The sequence below is a fragment of the Mucilaginibacter sp. KACC 22773 genome, from assembly GCF_028736215.1.
Taxonomy (GTDB): Bacteria; Bacteroidota; Bacteroidia; order Sphingobacteriales; family Sphingobacteriaceae; genus Mucilaginibacter.
In genome coordinates, this window is sequence record NZ_CP117883.1 from 2,958,245 (window position 1) to 2,973,052 (window position 14,808).

The window sequence follows — 14,808 nt, forward strand, 5'->3', positions numbered from 1 at the left end:
AACCATCACCTATTACATATGAAAGAAATGTTATTACCGTTCATGATGAAATTTGAAGCTGCTATTAACCATGATCTATTGCCTATGAACTAACCGGCAAATGCACCTCGGCCATCATACACCTCGCACTTCCACCACCATTGGTTTCTATAGTGTTGATATCTGCATAAACCAAATTACCATATTTTTCTAAGGTCATTTTTTGTTCGCTTTTCAAAACATCAAATGCATTTTTTGACATCACAATGAGTGTTTCGCCTTTATCATTCTTTACCTCGAGCATATTGCCTGCAAAACGATTCATCTGCTCAAAGCTGATGGTGATAACCTCTTTTTGAGTTGATTTAAGAGATTCTAAAACAACTATACGCTCGTGAGGGTTAGGGATGCTATCCGCGCAAATAACCGCGAATTTGCTGCCCACGCACATCAATACATTGGTATGATAAATGGCTTTACCATGCTCGTCTGCCGCGTCAAAGCTGATGGCTTTGTAGCTGGCCTGTTCACAAAATAAATCCAATACCTGTTTATCAGTACGTGGCGAAAGGCAGGCGTAGGCGATTTTATTTTCCCTATCCAGCACCATGCTGCCCGTGCCCTCCAAAAAACGGTGATCGGCCTCGAAACGGCTGAGGTCGATAATATGGCCTACCTTGAACTTGTCCTCCAGGTTGGTTATGATATCCTCCCGCCGTTCCAGCCTGCGGTTTTCGGCCTGCATGGGGTAAAGGAAAATTGTACCGTCATCATGAAATGAAACCCAGTTATTCGGAAAAATAGAATCAGGGGTATGGGGCTGTGGCGTGTCGTTCACCACGATTACCTGAACACCTGCGTGCTCTAAAGTTTTTACAAAATGATCAAATTCGGCCAGGGCCTTATCCTGTACGGCCTGCTGGTCTGCATCTCGGTTTTGGAACGCGTTACTTTCGGCAGTTTGCTCATTAAAGCCGAAATTTACCGGGCGGATCATTAATATGTTTGATGTTGATTGGTTGTCAGTCATTGGTCAATGGTCATTAGTCAGAATCAGAATTTACAGAATTTTAGAATTAGCAGAATTTGCTGCCTCTTTCATTTTGTAAATTCTTCAATTCTGTAAATTCCGGTTCAGATTACTTTATCTCTTAACAAAGGCATACTCATACAATGAAAACCACCACGGGCTCTTGAAAGTTCTGCGGATGGCATTAAAATTAAGGTATCTGTTAAAGTTTTCGGATCAAGTTCGCCCGATTCAAATTTTTGCAGGAGGTCGTTCACCTTTATTACATCAAAGCCACTTTGTTTAAATGCTTCAACGGTTTTGTCGTTACGGTCATACCCTAAAACTACGCCTTCTTTTAAGGCCAGTAGGTTGCATGAATCTGTCCATTGCTCGCGCGAATCAAACGGGAATACGTTGTTGCCCGAGTAGATGAACCGGGTTTTGTCTTCGCTTTGCAGGTCTTTTTCGCTGATACTGGATAACAGGTCTTCAAGGCAATTGAATACTTTGGGTTTCTTGTCTTTCCGGAACTGTACAATCTCGGTTTTGTCTTTTGACTTTTTATCGGCAAACCACGACATTGGCTCCTGCTCTTCCGGCGGCGCCTCGGCTATGGCCAATGAGCGCAGCAGCACCCATGTATTACGTTTTACCTGGGTAAATACCGTATCAATGTGCATATAGTCGCGTTTGTGCGGTATTTTTACAATGGTTACCTTTTTTACAACATCGTTATCAAACAACAGTTTAATAGCTTCGTTGGCGCCGCTGATAGAGGTACGCTCGCTGCAACCAATCAACAGATGCTGCGGGCTCACCATCATTACGTCGCCACCTTCTAAAGTGGTTTTTTCCTGGTTATCCTCGCCGGGGCGCAAAAAATGCTGGGCTGTTTCGGGAATCTCTAATATATTATTTTGATAAGATGCAAACAGCGGGTGGTTAAAAAATATATACCGCATTAGCAAAGTCTCGCGGAAGCGGGCTTTTTTAGCCGGTTTGTTCAGCAGCATGTGGTTGTTTATGGCTATACCCAAATCGCGCGAAAAAATGAGATTTGGAATTGGGGCGAAGATCATTTCGTCGTCATTCAATGAACCCGAAATGAAAATTTTTGCCAATTCTATAGGATCTGTATCTATCAACTGTTGCTGTAACCGGTAATTGCAGCTCTCAATTGCACAAACAGAAGCCACCAGTTTTTTACGGATATCCGGCTGTTGTAAAATATCGGCCAGCAGGGTTTGTATCTCAATAACGTTGTTTGATGCGTGGAAATTGGTATGGTCGGGTTTAAAAAACTCACGTTGGTAATCGCTTTCTATCTGTTGCAGTTTGCCTTTTATTTTATCCGGATCTAAAAAATAAAGCAGCAGTTTCACATAATAATCATACTCGTTACGGCGCATGGTATCCAGGTGCACAATATCTTCAAATAGCCAATCCTGTGCTTTTGAAGGTACAACTTTGCCGAGGCCACTATCGGGGCTGTGAATGAGCAGGGTACGCAGGGTGCCAATTTCGGAGGTTACATCTATTTTAAAATCGGAGTTTTTAACTGTCATAAATCGGAATGATCAAACACAAATCTATCAGAAAAAAAATGAGAATTGGAATGTTGACATGAAATTGAAACAGGGCAACTTACTATTCGTTTAAATATTGATTATATTTGAATATGGAATTGAAAGTAGAAATAGGGTTTGATGAGTTATTGCATGTTGTGCAGCAATTGCCTGAAGACAAGCGGGCTATTTTGGAGCAGGAATTGAGTAAGATAAGAGAACAGCCTAAAAAAGATGAGTTTACTGATTTTCAGAAATTATTGTTGAGCGGACCTGTAATTGGCGACGAACAATATAAAGAGTATAAAGAAATAAGAAAACGCTTGAATAGATGGCGGACGAAATAATCCTGTTGGACACCTCCATTTTGATCGAGCACTTTAGAAAAAAGGACCAAACTAAAACTGCTTTTTTTCAACTAACTAAAACAGGTCAAAGATTTGCTGTTTCAACGATCACGCAATATGAAATATATGCTGGCGCATTTGATGATCAGATAGAATACTGGAATTTGTTTTTTTAGAAAATGGATGTTTTAAATTTCGATGCCAAAGTAGCAGTTACAGCTTCTGAAATTTATATTGATTTAAGAAAGATTAACAAAGGAATAGAGACCGCGGATTTATTTATTGCTGCTACAGCAATCTGCCACAATATTCCTTGTGCTACCCTAAACAAAAAGCACTTTGAACGGATTGAAAAGCTTCGATTAGTTATTTAGGCAGAGCATTTTCCGTTCCTCCAAATTTATTACAGCCGTTATCCCCAATTTAATTAATTTTGCCGCATGGATTTTATTATTGAAGCGGCCGTTAAAGCCATTAAACATTTGTACCAAACAGATGTAGCCCCGGCCGCTATAAGCTTACAGGAAACCCGTAAAGAATTTGAGGGGCAAGTTACTATAGTCACATTCCCGTTTACCAAATTTTCCAGAAAAGGCCCCGAACAAACAGGTTCCGAAATTGGCGAATATCTTAAAAATGAGTTAAGAGAAGTTGCCGCTTTCAACGTAGTTAAAGGTTTTTTAAATATCTCTTTAAGCGACGAATATTGGATTGGTCAGCTATATAACCAGGTATTGCCCGATGATTTTGCTGTGGCTAAGCCTAACGAGCAAAAGGTAATGGTGGAATATTCATCGCCAAATACCAATAAGCCATTGCACCTCGGTCATATCCGTAACAATCTATTAGGCTTTTCGGTAGCGCAAATTCTGGCAGCTGCCGGATACGATGTTGTGAAGGCGAACCTGGTGAACGATCGTGGTATCCACATTTGTAAATCTATGCTGGCGTGGCAAATATTTGGCAATGGCGAAACACCCGAGTCATCCGGCCTGAAAGGCGATCATTTGGTTGGTAAGTATTATGTGTTGTTTGATAAGGAACTAAGAAAACAATTAGTGCCTATTCTGGAGCGCGTGTACGAAGAAAACGACCTGACGCTATTTAATGATAACCAAAAAGAGAAAATACAGGCACTGCTGATTAATATTGATAAACTAAAAGCAAAAAAATACGCTACGCCCGAAAATGAGACCAAACTTATTGCTGAGTTAACCGATAAAATTGGTGCCGAGGAAGATAAGATTAAAGAGATAGCAAAAAATATTACCTCGCTGATGATAGAAACCCAGCAAATGCTCCAGAAATGGGAAGCCGGGGATGCTGAAGTTCTCGACCTATGGAAAACCATGAATGGTTGGGTTTACGCGGGCTTTGCCGAAACTTATAAGCAACTGGGTGTTGATTTTGATAAGTATTATTACGAATCGAACACCTATTTGTTAGGTAAAGATATTATTGATGAGGGACTGGAAAAAGGTGTTTTCTTTAAAAAACAGGATGGTTCGGTTTGGATAGACCTGACTGCCGATGGGCTGGATGAAAAACTGGTTTTACGTGGAGACGGAACATCGGTTTACATTACCCAGGATTTAGGTACGGCCCAATTAAAATATAACGACTTCCACATGGATAAATCCATTTATGTGGTAGGTAACGAACAGGATTATCACTTTAAAGTGCTTTTCCTGATCCTCAATAAATTGGGCAAGGCAGGTGCTGATGGGCTGTTCCACCTGTCGTATGGTATGGTCGATCTGCCATCTGGTAAAATGAAATCTCGCGAGGGTACGGTAGTTGATGCCGATGACCTTATGTCCGAAATGGATGCTACCGCTAAAGAACAAACCGATGCCATGGGCAAGGTTGATAGCTTTAGCGACGAATACAAACAACAATTATATCACACCATAGGTATGGGGGCCCTAAAATATTTCCTGCTTAAGGTTGATCCTAAAAAACGTTTGTTGTTCGATCCGAATGAATCGGTAGATTTTCAGGGCCATACAGGGCCTTTTATTCAGTACACACATGCCCGTATCAGGTCGGTATTAAGCCGCGCAGAATACCAGGTTAAAAGCACAATTGAAACAACAGCCTTAGATACGGTAGAACGCGACCTAATTGTACTATTAACCCAATTCCCAACGGTAATAACAGACGCCGCCAATAGCTATAGCCCTGCAATTATTGCAAACTATGTTTACGAATTGGCAAAGACTTACAACAAGTTTTACCACGAAAAATCGATACTCCAGGCAGAAAACGAAGTGCTGAAACAATTTAGATTGGAACTATCTGCTTCGTCGGCCAAAGTAATTAACAAAGGAATGGCTTTGTTAGGAATAGATGTACCGGAGAGAATGTAAAGCCCCTGGCTCCTGAATAGGGAGTTTAAAAGCAAAACGCATAGTCAGCCAAATGGCTATGCGTTTTGCTTTTAAGCTATTGTTCCCCCTTTAGGGGGTTAGGGGGCTTCGCTTACCTCCAATGGCCCCTATGCCATGCATAGCCATGGCGAACAGGGTGCCAGTAGCCTTGTACATAAACACGATTGGCACGCGGCCTTGCATAGTATCCGTTTACATAAACATAGCTGCCGCCACGCCAGGCCCATTCGCCAGGTACCCAATAGGCGCCCGGATAGGGTGCAGCCGGTCGTACATATACGGGTTCGGCCGGTCGTTCGGCTACGTAATAGTCGGCTGCGCAGGATGTAAATAGTGATGCTGATAAGGCTAATACTAATCCGGTTTTCGCAATTGTCTTCATCTGTAAAATGTTTAGTAGTTACTTACAGATGTTTGACAGTTTCCGGGATTATTGGTTTAATGAGGATTTGGTGAACTTGCTTGCTACTACCAAATCTTTGCTGCTTGCAGTATATTTATAAAATCCACTCCCGGTTTTTATGCCGCGGTGGCCAGCTGTAACCATGTTTACCAGCAAGGGGCAAGGTGCATATTTTTGATTGCCGAAGCCATCGTACAACACCTTTAATATAGCCAGGCAAACATCCAGACCAATGAAGTCGGCCAACTGTAGCGGGCCCATGGGGTGGACCATGCCCAATTTCATAACGGTATCAATTTCCTGCACTCCGGCCACACCTTCGTATAGTGTATAAATAGCTTCGTTAATCATTGGCATTAAAATGCGGTTGGCAACAAAACCGGGGTAATCGTTTACTTCAACAGGGTCTTTATCCAGCTTTTGGGCCAGCTGCATAATGGTTTGTGTAACCGAATCTGATGTGGAATAACCCCTGATTACCTCTACCAATTTCATTACCGGTACCGGGTTCATAAAGTGCATACCAATTACATTGCCCGGATTCTTGGTAGCAGCTGCAATTTCGGTTATTGATATAGATGATGTGTTAGAGGCGAGAATAACGTCGTCCGAACAGATTTCGCTTAGTTGTTTAAATAACTTGAGTTTAATCTCCCGGTTTTCGGTAGCAGCTTCAATAACCAGGTCGGCGGTTGCAGCGCCTTCTTTCAAATCGGTATACGTTTTGATCCGGCTTAGGGTATTTGTTTTACCAATCTCATCTATACTGCCTTTTTTTAGCTGCCTGTCAAGATTATTGATAATCGTTTGTACGGCTTTTGCCAGGGCATCGGCATTGATGTCAACCAGCGCTACCTCAAACCCATATTGGGCAAAGGTGTGGGCTATGCCATTACCCATAGTTCCGGATCCAATAACGGTTATGTTTTTCATCATTTATCAGTTTATACAATTACTAAATTGATTCAAATTATTGGTTTTGCAAAACTCGATCAGCCTATTATAAGCTAATAAGAGCGCCGGCATCTATAATTGCCTTCCTGGTTAGATTCTCAAAAGTGGGTATGGTGCCCAATTCTGGTAGATTGGAATAATTTAGAATGTAGCTTTTTGAATAAATATCCTTGGCGCCATTAAATATTATACCCATAACCTCGATGTTGTATTTTTTAAGCGCGTGTATGGATAACAGGGTATGGTTAATGCTCCCCAGGTAATGCTGTGATACCAGGATCACTTTTGAGTTAAGCTGTTTAATCAGGTCGATCATCAAAAAATTGTCATTCAACGGCACCATCAGGCCACCTGCGCCTTCAATCACCAGCTGGTTATCTGTTTTAGGTAACACAATATTTTCCATTTCGATAGTAACCTTATCAATTGCGGCTGATTTATGGGGAGAAAATGGCTGTGTTAAGCGATACGCTTCGGGATGAAATTTTGTGCCGGGATTGGAAACCAGGCCTTGTACTTTTTGAGTATCACTATTATCCAAATCGCCGGATTGGATAGGTTTCCAATAATCTGCCTTTAATTTTTCGGTCACAATTGCCGATACTATGGTTTTGCCAATACCGGTGCCAATGCCGGTAATAAAAATAGGTTGTTTAGCGGGCATTAATAAAACTGTTTACTGTATTACACAGCAAAGCTAATTCATTTAAGGTATTAAAACTATGCAAGCATATTCTTATACGTTCTGTCCCGGCGGCTACCGTTGGGCTTAAAATGGGTCGTACATCTAAACCTGCTGACTGTAAGGTATTTGCTATCAGGCGGGCTTTGTCATTGTTTTTTAAAATAATACATTGGATAGCGCTATCGCTTTGCAACAAAGGATAATCACTATTGATGTTGGTATGTTTTTTAAAATATGCAATGTTGTTTTTTAGGTCGATAATTTCCTTTTCAACATTATTTAATAGCTGATACGCCATTTTTATCGATGCTAAGTGATGAAAGGAGGGGGCCGTGCTATAAATAAATGGCCGGGCAAAGTTGATGAGGTATTCCTTAAGCACCTTGCTACCCAGCACAATCGCCCCGTGATTGCCAAGTGCCTTACCGAAAGTGACAACCGTGGCGAATATCCGATTTTGGAGGCCAAGTTGGTTTGTTAAGCCCTTTTTATACAAGCCAACTGCATGTGCTTCATCAACAATTAAATGCGCACCGTACTTTTCTGTTATATCAACGATATCTTTTATTGGGGCCGAATCGCCGTCCATGGAGTATATACTTTCTACAACCACATAGCAATTGCCTTTAGATGCCTTTAATTTGGCTTCCAGGCTATCAATGCTATTGTGTTTGAAGTTATACCGGTTGGCGTTACTTAGCCGCGCACCGTCGATGGCAGAGGCATGTATTAATTCATCAAGAATAATGGTGTCACCACGTTGCGCCAGGCACGAGAGCAGGCCCAGGTTGGCATCGTAACCGGAATTAAATAATAAGCCGGCTTCAAATCCATGAAACCCGGCAATTTCCAATTCGAGGTCTTCGGCATACTGTGAGTTTCCTGAAAGCAGCCTTGAGCCGGTTGATCCGTTTAAGCTTCGTGGATTGTTATCCAATTCTGCTTTAATATGCTCTTTTAACACAGGCGACCGGGCAAAACCCAGGTAATCGTTTGAACAAAAATCGACAATACTGTTCTCCGGCTTCAGGCTGCGGTAAATACCGGCTTCCTTTCGCTCATCAAGTTTGTTTCTCAGGAAATCGTTGGTTATTGTCAATTTATGGAATGTTTTAATAGGGTATATCTGACGCCGAGCTTGTGCTTTACCGTGCAAAAATAAAAAAAGCGGCTCATCGCCGCTTCTTTTATCGTACTATATTGAATTAGTTTTGGGAGCCGCCTCCTCCGCCGCCACCTTGTCTCATCCTATCCATCATGTCCTTTTGCAACTTGTCAAAAGCAGTGGCTTGATCCGGAGTTAAAATAGCTTTCACTTTATCGTTAGTTGCTTTTCTCATAGGCATCATGGCACTGCGCATGGCATCCCTGTCGCCATTGGCTGCAGTACGTACGCTATCCATTTTTACTGCCTGTTCTTTATAAATGGCCGTAACTTTGGCGGTTTGGTCGTCAGTTAATTTTAACTGTGTCTGTAGGTCTTTAGCCCTGTCTTCGGGGCTCTTTCTCATACCGCCACCTTGTGCATGGCTTACAGCTGCAATCCCCATCAAGAAACAGCACATCAACAGAAATTTTTTCATAGCTCTTTTAATTTATTTACGTTTTTAATCTTAAGATAAAGATATAACGTAAAGGTTTAAGAAAGCTGTTGTAACTTAATTGTTGCTTTGCTGTAAGTTGGATATCGAACGCTGCATCTGGGCCATCATATTGGTAAGGCTTTCCATGGTTGGCTCGGGTGTAGGCTGTGGTAACTGGGTTGATATATAGCCTTTTGCCTTCCAGATTTCCAGTACGTCCTCGCCGTTTATTTCATACGGCTCATATACCGGGTTATCAGATATCAGCTTTAGCTTTTTATTGTCTTTGAATTTGTTACCTATCCTTTTATATACAACGCCATCATCCTTTGATATTACCACGTAAGTTTCGCCAGGTTTTACATCTGCCCAATTTTCAAGGTACTCTGCAATAATTATATCGCCCGATACTATCGGCAGCATCGAATCTCCTTTTATTTCAAAAGCGCGATAAGTTCCCTGCTTAAACATAGGTAAGTAAAACTTAGGGAGCTTGGCTACATATTCCGGATCGGCGTACCCATTTAAATAACCGGCGCTGGCCTTAAGGGGCACCATTTCAATGTTTTCGTTATCCTCTTTATCAACAGAAATACTTAGCACGCGCAGGTTTGCAGGGTTACCTTTTGGTTTTGGCGCCCACTTTTCGTTAATGGTTTCATTAATAAAATCATCAATGCTAATGTCAAAGTAGATTGCTAATTGTTTTAGTAATTCATATTTCGGCTCTGCACGCTCTTCTTCATAAGCACCTACCAATGAGCGTTTTATACCTACTTCATCAGCGAACTGCTGTTGGGTAATTCCCTTCTTTTTGCGAAGGAACTTAATATTTTGTGAAATTATTGACATAAAATTTGCATTTGCTAAATTTATTAGTAATTTTATGCTCATAAAGTTAGTAATATTTATTCATTCACCAAAATTTTTATCAAAAAATGAAACGTTTTGTATATATCATCACCGACAGAAACAGGAAAAACCTTCATGTAGGCTTATGTTCAGACCTGGTAAAAACGCTGCAGTTTTACAGCGATATGCCAACCTTATTTTTTGATAGCGCACAGCAGCTTAACCGTTTAGTGTATTTTGAAGAGATTAATACCGAAGAGCAGGCGATGGAACGCTTTAAAACAGTAAGCACCTATACAAGGCCCCAAAAAGAAAAAATGATCAGACCGGTTAACCCTGATTGGGTAGATCTGACCATTGGCTTAAAATATGAAAGCGGGATACGTACCAGGCCGCAATTGCGCCCGTCGGTAAACGCCAACAGGCGTGCTATTACTTTTTAATAAATTTTAAAGCACCTGAATTCATGCAAAAACGTTTGCCGCCGCGGTCGGCAGGGCCGTCGTCAAAAACGTGACCAAGGTGTAGCCCAGTGCTTTTTTCGATAACTTCGTCGCGGCTCATGCCGTAGCTGTTATCATTAACAATAGCAACTTTTTTAGGGTCGACAGCTTTTACGAAGCTTGGCCACCCTGTACCGCTATCAAATTTATCCTCAGAACTGAATAATATTTCGCCTGTGGCAGCGCTTACATAAACACCCTTTTCGTGGTTGTTCCAGTATTCGTTTTTAAAAGGAGGTTCGGTTCCGCTTTCAACCATAATGTAGTATTGGTTGGGCGTAAGTGTTTTTTTCCACTCCGCCGCTGGTTTACTGAGCTTGCGTTTTGCCTGGCCGCTGCTGCTCTGGCAGCCAAAAGCTGTTATGATACTTATTATAGCTATAGCAAAAATTGATTTTCTCATTACTTTATTCATTTCGTTTTTTTTTGAACTATGATTTTGCCCTGTTAGTCGTAAAATCGGATTTATCCTTACAACTAATTAGTTAAAATACGAAATTGCAGTTTAGGTGGTTTGTCATCTCATAGTACAATTTATATAACTTTTGCCTTAGGTAGCAGTACCTTGTTTACCACATGTAACATGCCGTTATTTTGCTCAATATCAAAACGGCTAATAATGCATTCTCCTCCATTTTCATCAATCAAAACAATATTACGGTTTGCATCAATCTTTGCTTTCAGTTTATAGCCCGCCAGGGTAGTAAATGTAGCTGCACCTTTACTCTTATTAATCTGTTTTTCAATATCTTTTGCTTTAAACCAACCGGCTATAGCGTGGTAACTTAAAATACTGGTAAGTTCCCAAATATGTGATGGTTTCATTAACGAATCGAGCCTTCCTGCAGGTAAATTCTGAAAGGCACCATTCACAGGAACAAATATGGTAATAGGTCCACGGCTTTGGAAAGTTAATGCAAGGTTTGCGGTTTTAATAAAATTGTAAAACACCGATAGGTCTTTGGATATAGCTAAGTTTTTAACAATGTCGTTAGCGGATCGCATGCTATCGCCCGCTGCAACTTTTAGAGGGCCAATTGCTTTTGGATTTACAGCCTTTGTTTGCGCAAATAACATAGTACCTAATAAAAGTAAGGCAGCAAGCATTATCAAATTTTTCATAGTGGTTGGTTACAGGTATAACAATCAAACAGTTAACTGTTTTTGCTAATTTAAGTTCTAAATAAAAAAAGCGGCGCACGGCCGCTTAAATATATTAAAAAAGGAGGCGGGTATTACCAACCAGGTGTAAAGCCCAATCCAAACACCGGTTTCTTTACATCTGTGCGGTTAAAAGGAATCGCCAGATACGGTTCCAGCACAAAAGCCCCAAAAACGTTTACCCTTAATGAAATGCCGGCGCTTAAAGCGGGTACACGGCCATATGTTGTATTAAATACGGGATTGCCGTTGCTATCAACTTGTGGTGCACCATTTTCATCAACGACAGCTGTCCGGCTTAAAACCGGAGGGTTTTTCTGGAAATAGATATGCTCGCCGGCATTCCAGGCCAGGCCTGCATCAAAAAACAGGTTCAAATCGGTAAACAGGAATTTAGATTTGATTTGGGCCAGTTTTTCGGGCCCGGTAAACGGCAGGCGGGTTTCAAAGTTAAATACCGCCATCCTGCTACCCGATAGCTGGTCGATATTGAAGCCGTTTGACGCCTTGCTGTTGTTATTGTAAAAGGTCTGTCCTTCATAGCCCCTGATATAAAATGGGTAGCCTATAAATAAAGGATAAATTCCGTTTGAATCGCCAAAGCGACCGTAGCCATAAAAACGGGCTGCAAAGGTAACCGGTTCAACACGTACGTATTTACGAAGATCGATAGTTGGTGAGAAGAATTTGTAGGTGCCAAAATTGTAACCGGCTTCTAATCGGTACCTGAAACCATTCAAAGGAGCGGTCACCCCAAAAAAGGAGTTGTCGCCAACCAGGGCTGTCGACAGTTGGAAAAGCGCATATGATTTTAAATTATAATTAAGCAGGGCGCTTTCTTCGGCATTGGCAATTTTCTTTTTATCCGAGTTGAGATAGGTGTAGTTTAACGTGGTATTGTTATTGGCGTCGGTTAATGTATCAATTTTATAGGTATCGCTATACCGGTCAACACGATAAGAGTTATAAGAGGCACCGGCGCTTACTTCAAAACGGTTTGTTTTATTGATAGGATAGGAGGTAAATACCCTGGCGGCATCTTCAAAATTGCGGATGATATCCGTATTCTGCGATAATACTTTTACATTTTTGCCGCCTACATTTTGTGTTGGGAAAGTTTCGGTTTGTAAACCAAAAAGGTAGGGAATATGTGATATTCCTGTACCCAAATTCCACCTGCCGGTTTGGTTTACGTATGTTACGGCAGCGCCGGAATCGTAAATTTGCCCGTTGACGGATGCTGCAGCGAATATTTGGTTACGACCCAATATATCGCTGAATACACCCTGGATACCACTTGACAGGCTGGTACCGTAAAAACTGCTTACACCAATACCAACACCGCTGCCTGCCAGGTAATCAAGCTTAAATTTAGGGCGATAGGGGATTTCTTTTACAGAATCTGCCGGGATTTTCCGGTAAGCCAGGAAGTTGTTCAGGTTCGAATTGATCAAGTCGACGCCAACTGCACGGGGAGGGGGCAACATAGCCGCGCTGAAATCTACTGCCTGCGGTTGTAATGCAATGGACTTAAACGCCGATGCTTTGGCGTTGTACAAGGCGTATTTTTGCGCCCGGTAATAGGAATATACCACATCATCATTAGCAGAGATACTTAACGCAGGCGAAAATTCGGTAATACCACAGATGCCGGTAAACAGATCGGTCATTTGTTCAACCTGGCCCGTGCTGATAGTGTAGCGGTACATGTTGCGGAAACCATCCCTGTTGGACAGGAAGTAGATTTGCGAACCATCGGCTGAGTATTGCGGATTTAAATTGTTGGCCCCGTTAAATATTTTTATATCGGTTACTTTGCCGGTGGCCAGGTCAAGTTCGGCCAGGTTAAAGGTGATAGCCTGCTCTAATGATTGATCGTAAGTGGAGCGGTCGCTTGAAAACAGAACCTTTTTACCATCCCTTGAATAGGTTGGCTGGTAATCGGTGTATTTATCGTTGGTAAGCTGAGTAACTTTTTTTGTGTCGAAATTATAGGAATACAAATCGCTTTGGCCCTCAACAAGCCCGGTAAAAACAATGTCCTTACCATCGGGCGACCAGGATAAGTTACTAAACTGCTCTGCCTGCTCCATCGATACATCATCAAGAACGCGTCCGTTGTTGATATCAACTACTTCCATGCGGTTACGACCCTTGCTGAACACACTGAATGCGAACCGCTTACTATCCGGCGACCATGCGCCGGCCGATTCGATGAAGTTAAACTCATCTATATGCGTGTTGGATACCTTGCTTGTGAGTTTCCGTAAAATTTTACCCGTTCGGGCATCGGCCAGGTAAAGGTCTATACTGAACAAACTTTTAGCAGATAAAAATGCCAGGTATTTACCATCGGGGCTTACCGCGGGGGCAACCACCAGGTCGCCGCCGTTGTCTTTGTCTACCAGTTTTAAACCAACTGGTTTTTGTACAGTGTCCTTTAAAAATGGCTTGTAGGTGCTTTCTATTGAGTTTTTCCAAAGGCGGGATAACGTTTTATCGTCATATCCAAATGTGCGCCTGATGCCATAAGCAAGGCCATAGCGGGCTGTGTTTTTGAAGAAGGGTACTATCACCGTATCTCCATAAGTCGATCCTAAAAACGACCAAAAGGCCTCTCCGTAACGGTAAGGGAAATATTTGTTACTCTCGGTCAGATCGCGAACCGTAGGGATATCGTGGTTCAGATAAGCATCGCGCATCCACATGGCGGTGTAGGCATCTTTTTTACCTAACGAAAGGTACTCGGCCATACCTTCTATCATCCACAGTGGAATGTTATTGATGTTCTCGAAATTCTCATTTTGATTGCCACCTAACAGTGCATGGTACTGAAATGCGTGCACCAATTCGTGCCCTATTACGTGGCGCGTCATTTGGTTTGTTTCCATCACCGGCATTACTACTCGGTTTTTTAAACCTTCGGTAATACCGCCGGTTCCTACACCAATTTCGCCATCAATTGCGGTGGTTTGCTGAAAATCGGGGTGATTGGCGTATAAAATGATTGGGTTGGCTGTTTTGAATGTATCCTTAAAAACCTGTTGATGCAGGGTGTACCACAATTCGCTTTCCTGGGCAAAGCGTTTGATCATGCTATCGTTTTTGATGTAATAGTAGATTTCGAAATGTGGGGTTTTATAAACTTTAAACTTGAGGTTTTTATACCGTACTTTATTTTGACCGAAATATTGCGCCCTGGCACTGTTGCTGATGAGCAGCGAGCAGATAAGGCATACTAATATAAAGCTGAACTTTTTAGCGTTGTTTAACAATGAGTAGGTTTTATTCATAATTCAAACTAAATAGAATACGGCTAATTTAATGAATAATCGGCAGGCTGTAGGGCCTGCCGATTGATATTTAAAACTTGT

At 41.8% G+C, this 14,808-nt stretch carries 14 protein-coding genes and 1 pseudogene; 4 read left to right on the forward strand and 11 right to left on the reverse strand.

Annotated elements, in window-relative coordinates; translation table 11 throughout:
• Nucleotides 1-82: 82 nt before the first annotated feature.
• Together ctlX and PQ469_RS12450 are read right to left on the reverse strand one after the other, a co-directional pair.
• On the reverse strand, nt 83-1,009 hold the full coding sequence (ctlX, locus tag PQ469_RS12445; protein WP_274213255.1) for a citrulline utilization hydrolase CtlX: 927 nt from the start codon (nt 1,007-1,009) through the stop codon (nt 83-85).
• A 104-nt stretch (nt 1,010-1,113) separates the two neighbouring features.
• Entirely contained in the window at nt 1,114-2,556 is a 1,443-nt protein-coding gene (locus tag PQ469_RS12450) for an arginine deiminase family protein (protein ID WP_274213256.1), read from the reverse strand.
• Between the two features lie 113 nt (nt 2,557-2,669).
• Here PQ469_RS12450 and PQ469_RS12455 point away from each other — a divergent pair, with 113 nt between their 5' ends.
• The 3 genes and pseudogenes from PQ469_RS12455 (at nt 2,670) to argS (ending at nt 5,272) form a co-directional block, all read left to right on the forward strand.
• Nucleotides 2,670-2,903 carry a hypothetical protein gene (locus tag PQ469_RS12455; protein WP_274213257.1) on the forward strand — a complete coding sequence of 78 codons (234 nt, stop codon included), beginning with the start codon at nt 2,670-2,672 and terminating at the stop codon, nt 2,901-2,903.
• Nucleotides 2,888-3,277, forward strand: a pseudogene (locus PQ469_RS31350) (type II toxin-antitoxin system VapC family toxin). The gene PQ469_RS12455 and the pseudogene PQ469_RS31350 overlap by 16 nt, the downstream one beginning before the upstream one ends.
• 66 nt (nt 3,278-3,343) lie before the next feature.
• A complete protein-coding gene (gene argS / locus PQ469_RS12465) occupies nt 3,344-5,272 on the forward strand; it encodes an arginine--tRNA ligase (RefSeq protein ID WP_274213259.1) in 1,929 nt (642 codons plus the stop codon).
• A gap of 112 nt (nt 5,273-5,384) precedes the next feature.
• Here argS and PQ469_RS12470 read toward each other — a convergent pair whose 3' ends face one another.
• The 6 genes from PQ469_RS12470 to PQ469_RS12495 form a co-directional block, all read right to left on the reverse strand.
• Nucleotides 5,385-5,675, reverse strand: coding sequence for a YXWGXW repeat-containing protein (locus tag PQ469_RS12470; RefSeq protein WP_090650581.1), 291 nt, complete (start codon nt 5,673-5,675; stop codon nt 5,385-5,387).
• A gap of 48 nt (nt 5,676-5,723) precedes the next feature.
• Nucleotides 5,724-6,632 carry a 3-hydroxyacyl-CoA dehydrogenase family protein gene (locus tag PQ469_RS12475; protein WP_443192806.1) on the reverse strand — a complete coding sequence of 303 codons (909 nt, stop codon included), beginning with the start codon at nt 6,630-6,632 and terminating at the stop codon, nt 5,724-5,726.
• A 64-nt stretch (nt 6,633-6,696) separates the two neighbouring features.
• The gene (bioD, locus tag PQ469_RS12480) at nt 6,697-7,314 is read right to left on the reverse strand and encodes a dethiobiotin synthase (RefSeq protein ID WP_274213260.1); all 618 of its coding nucleotides are present in this window, start codon (nt 7,312-7,314) and stop codon (nt 6,697-6,699) included.
• Nucleotides 7,304-8,434, reverse strand: a complete 1,131-nt coding sequence (locus tag PQ469_RS12485) for an aminotransferase class I/II-fold pyridoxal phosphate-dependent enzyme (protein ID WP_274213261.1) — start codon at nt 8,432-8,434, stop codon at nt 7,304-7,306. Before PQ469_RS12485 ends, bioD begins: the two co-directional genes overlap by 11 nt.
• A gap of 106 nt (nt 8,435-8,540) precedes the next feature.
• Complete coding sequence (locus PQ469_RS12490; RefSeq protein WP_274213262.1) at nt 8,541-8,918, reverse strand: DUF4890 domain-containing protein; 378 nt, start codon at nt 8,916-8,918, stop codon at nt 8,541-8,543.
• 75 nt (nt 8,919-8,993) lie between these two features.
• A complete protein-coding gene (locus PQ469_RS12495; RefSeq protein ID WP_090651060.1) occupies nt 8,994-9,770 on the reverse strand; it encodes an XRE family transcriptional regulator in 777 nt (258 codons plus the stop codon).
• A gap of 86 nt (nt 9,771-9,856) precedes the next feature.
• Here PQ469_RS12495 and PQ469_RS12500 point away from each other — a divergent pair, with 86 nt between their 5' ends.
• Complete coding sequence (locus tag PQ469_RS12500) at nt 9,857-10,213, forward strand: GIY-YIG nuclease family protein (protein WP_090650595.1); 357 nt, start codon at nt 9,857-9,859, stop codon at nt 10,211-10,213.
• Here the strand turns inward: PQ469_RS12500 and msrB are convergent.
• From msrB to PQ469_RS12515, 3 genes are all read right to left on the reverse strand, one after another.
• A complete protein-coding gene (msrB, locus tag PQ469_RS12505) occupies nt 10,203-10,676 on the reverse strand; it encodes a peptide-methionine (R)-S-oxide reductase MsrB (RefSeq protein WP_274213263.1) in 474 nt (157 codons plus the stop codon). The two genes, PQ469_RS12500 and msrB, sit on opposite strands and share 11 nt — an antisense overlap.
• Before the next feature lie 131 nt (nt 10,677-10,807).
• Entirely contained in the window at nt 10,808-11,395 is a 588-nt protein-coding gene (locus PQ469_RS12510; RefSeq protein ID WP_274213264.1) for a fasciclin domain-containing protein, read from the reverse strand.
• A 113-nt stretch (nt 11,396-11,508) separates the two neighbouring features.
• Nucleotides 11,509-14,727 (reverse strand): tolB protein precursor, encoded by a 3,219-nt coding sequence (locus PQ469_RS12515; RefSeq protein ID WP_274213265.1) that lies wholly within the window; start codon nt 14,725-14,727, stop codon nt 11,509-11,511.
• Nucleotides 14,728-14,808: the final 81 nt, after the last annotated feature.

Excerpts from the sequence above, each read along its gene's own strand:
- PQ469_RS12510 (WP_274213264.1), bottom strand. The coding sequence starts at position 11,395 with ATGAAAAATTTGATAATGCTTGCTGCCTTACTTTTATTAGGTACTATG.
- PQ469_RS12470 (WP_090650581.1), bottom strand. The coding sequence starts at position 5,675 with ATGAAGACAATTGCGAAAACCGGATTAGTATTAGCCTTATCAGCATCA.
- argS (WP_274213259.1), top strand. The coding sequence starts at position 3,344 with ATGGATTTTATTATTGAAGCGGCCGTTAAAGCCATTAAACATTTGTAC.
- bioD (WP_274213260.1), bottom strand. The coding sequence starts at position 7,314 with ATGCCCGCTAAACAACCTATTTTTATTACCGGCATTGGCACCGGTATT.
- PQ469_RS12500 (WP_090650595.1), top strand. The coding sequence starts at position 9,857 with ATGAAACGTTTTGTATATATCATCACCGACAGAAACAGGAAAAACCTT.
- PQ469_RS12490 (WP_274213262.1), bottom strand. The coding sequence starts at position 8,918 with ATGAAAAAATTTCTGTTGATGTGCTGTTTCTTGATGGGGATTGCAGCT.
- PQ469_RS12450 (WP_274213256.1), bottom strand. The coding sequence starts at position 2,556 with ATGACAGTTAAAAACTCCGATTTTAAAATAGATGTAACCTCCGAAATT.
- msrB (WP_274213263.1), bottom strand. The coding sequence starts at position 10,676 with ATGAGAAAATCAATTTTTGCTATAGCTATAATAAGTATCATAACAGCT.
- PQ469_RS12455 (WP_274213257.1), top strand. The coding sequence starts at position 2,670 with ATGGAATTGAAAGTAGAAATAGGGTTTGATGAGTTATTGCATGTTGTG.
- ctlX (WP_274213255.1), bottom strand. The coding sequence starts at position 1,009 with ATGACTGACAACCAATCAACATCAAACATATTAATGATCCGCCCGGTA.
- PQ469_RS12475 (WP_443192806.1), bottom strand. The coding sequence starts at position 6,632 with ATGATGAAAAACATAACCGTTATTGGATCCGGAACTATGGGTAATGGC.
- PQ469_RS12515 (WP_274213265.1), bottom strand. The coding sequence starts at position 14,727 with ATGAATAAAACCTACTCATTGTTAAACAACGCTAAAAAGTTCAGCTTT.
- PQ469_RS12495 (WP_090651060.1), bottom strand. The coding sequence starts at position 9,770 with ATGTCAATAATTTCACAAAATATTAAGTTCCTTCGCAAAAAGAAGGGA.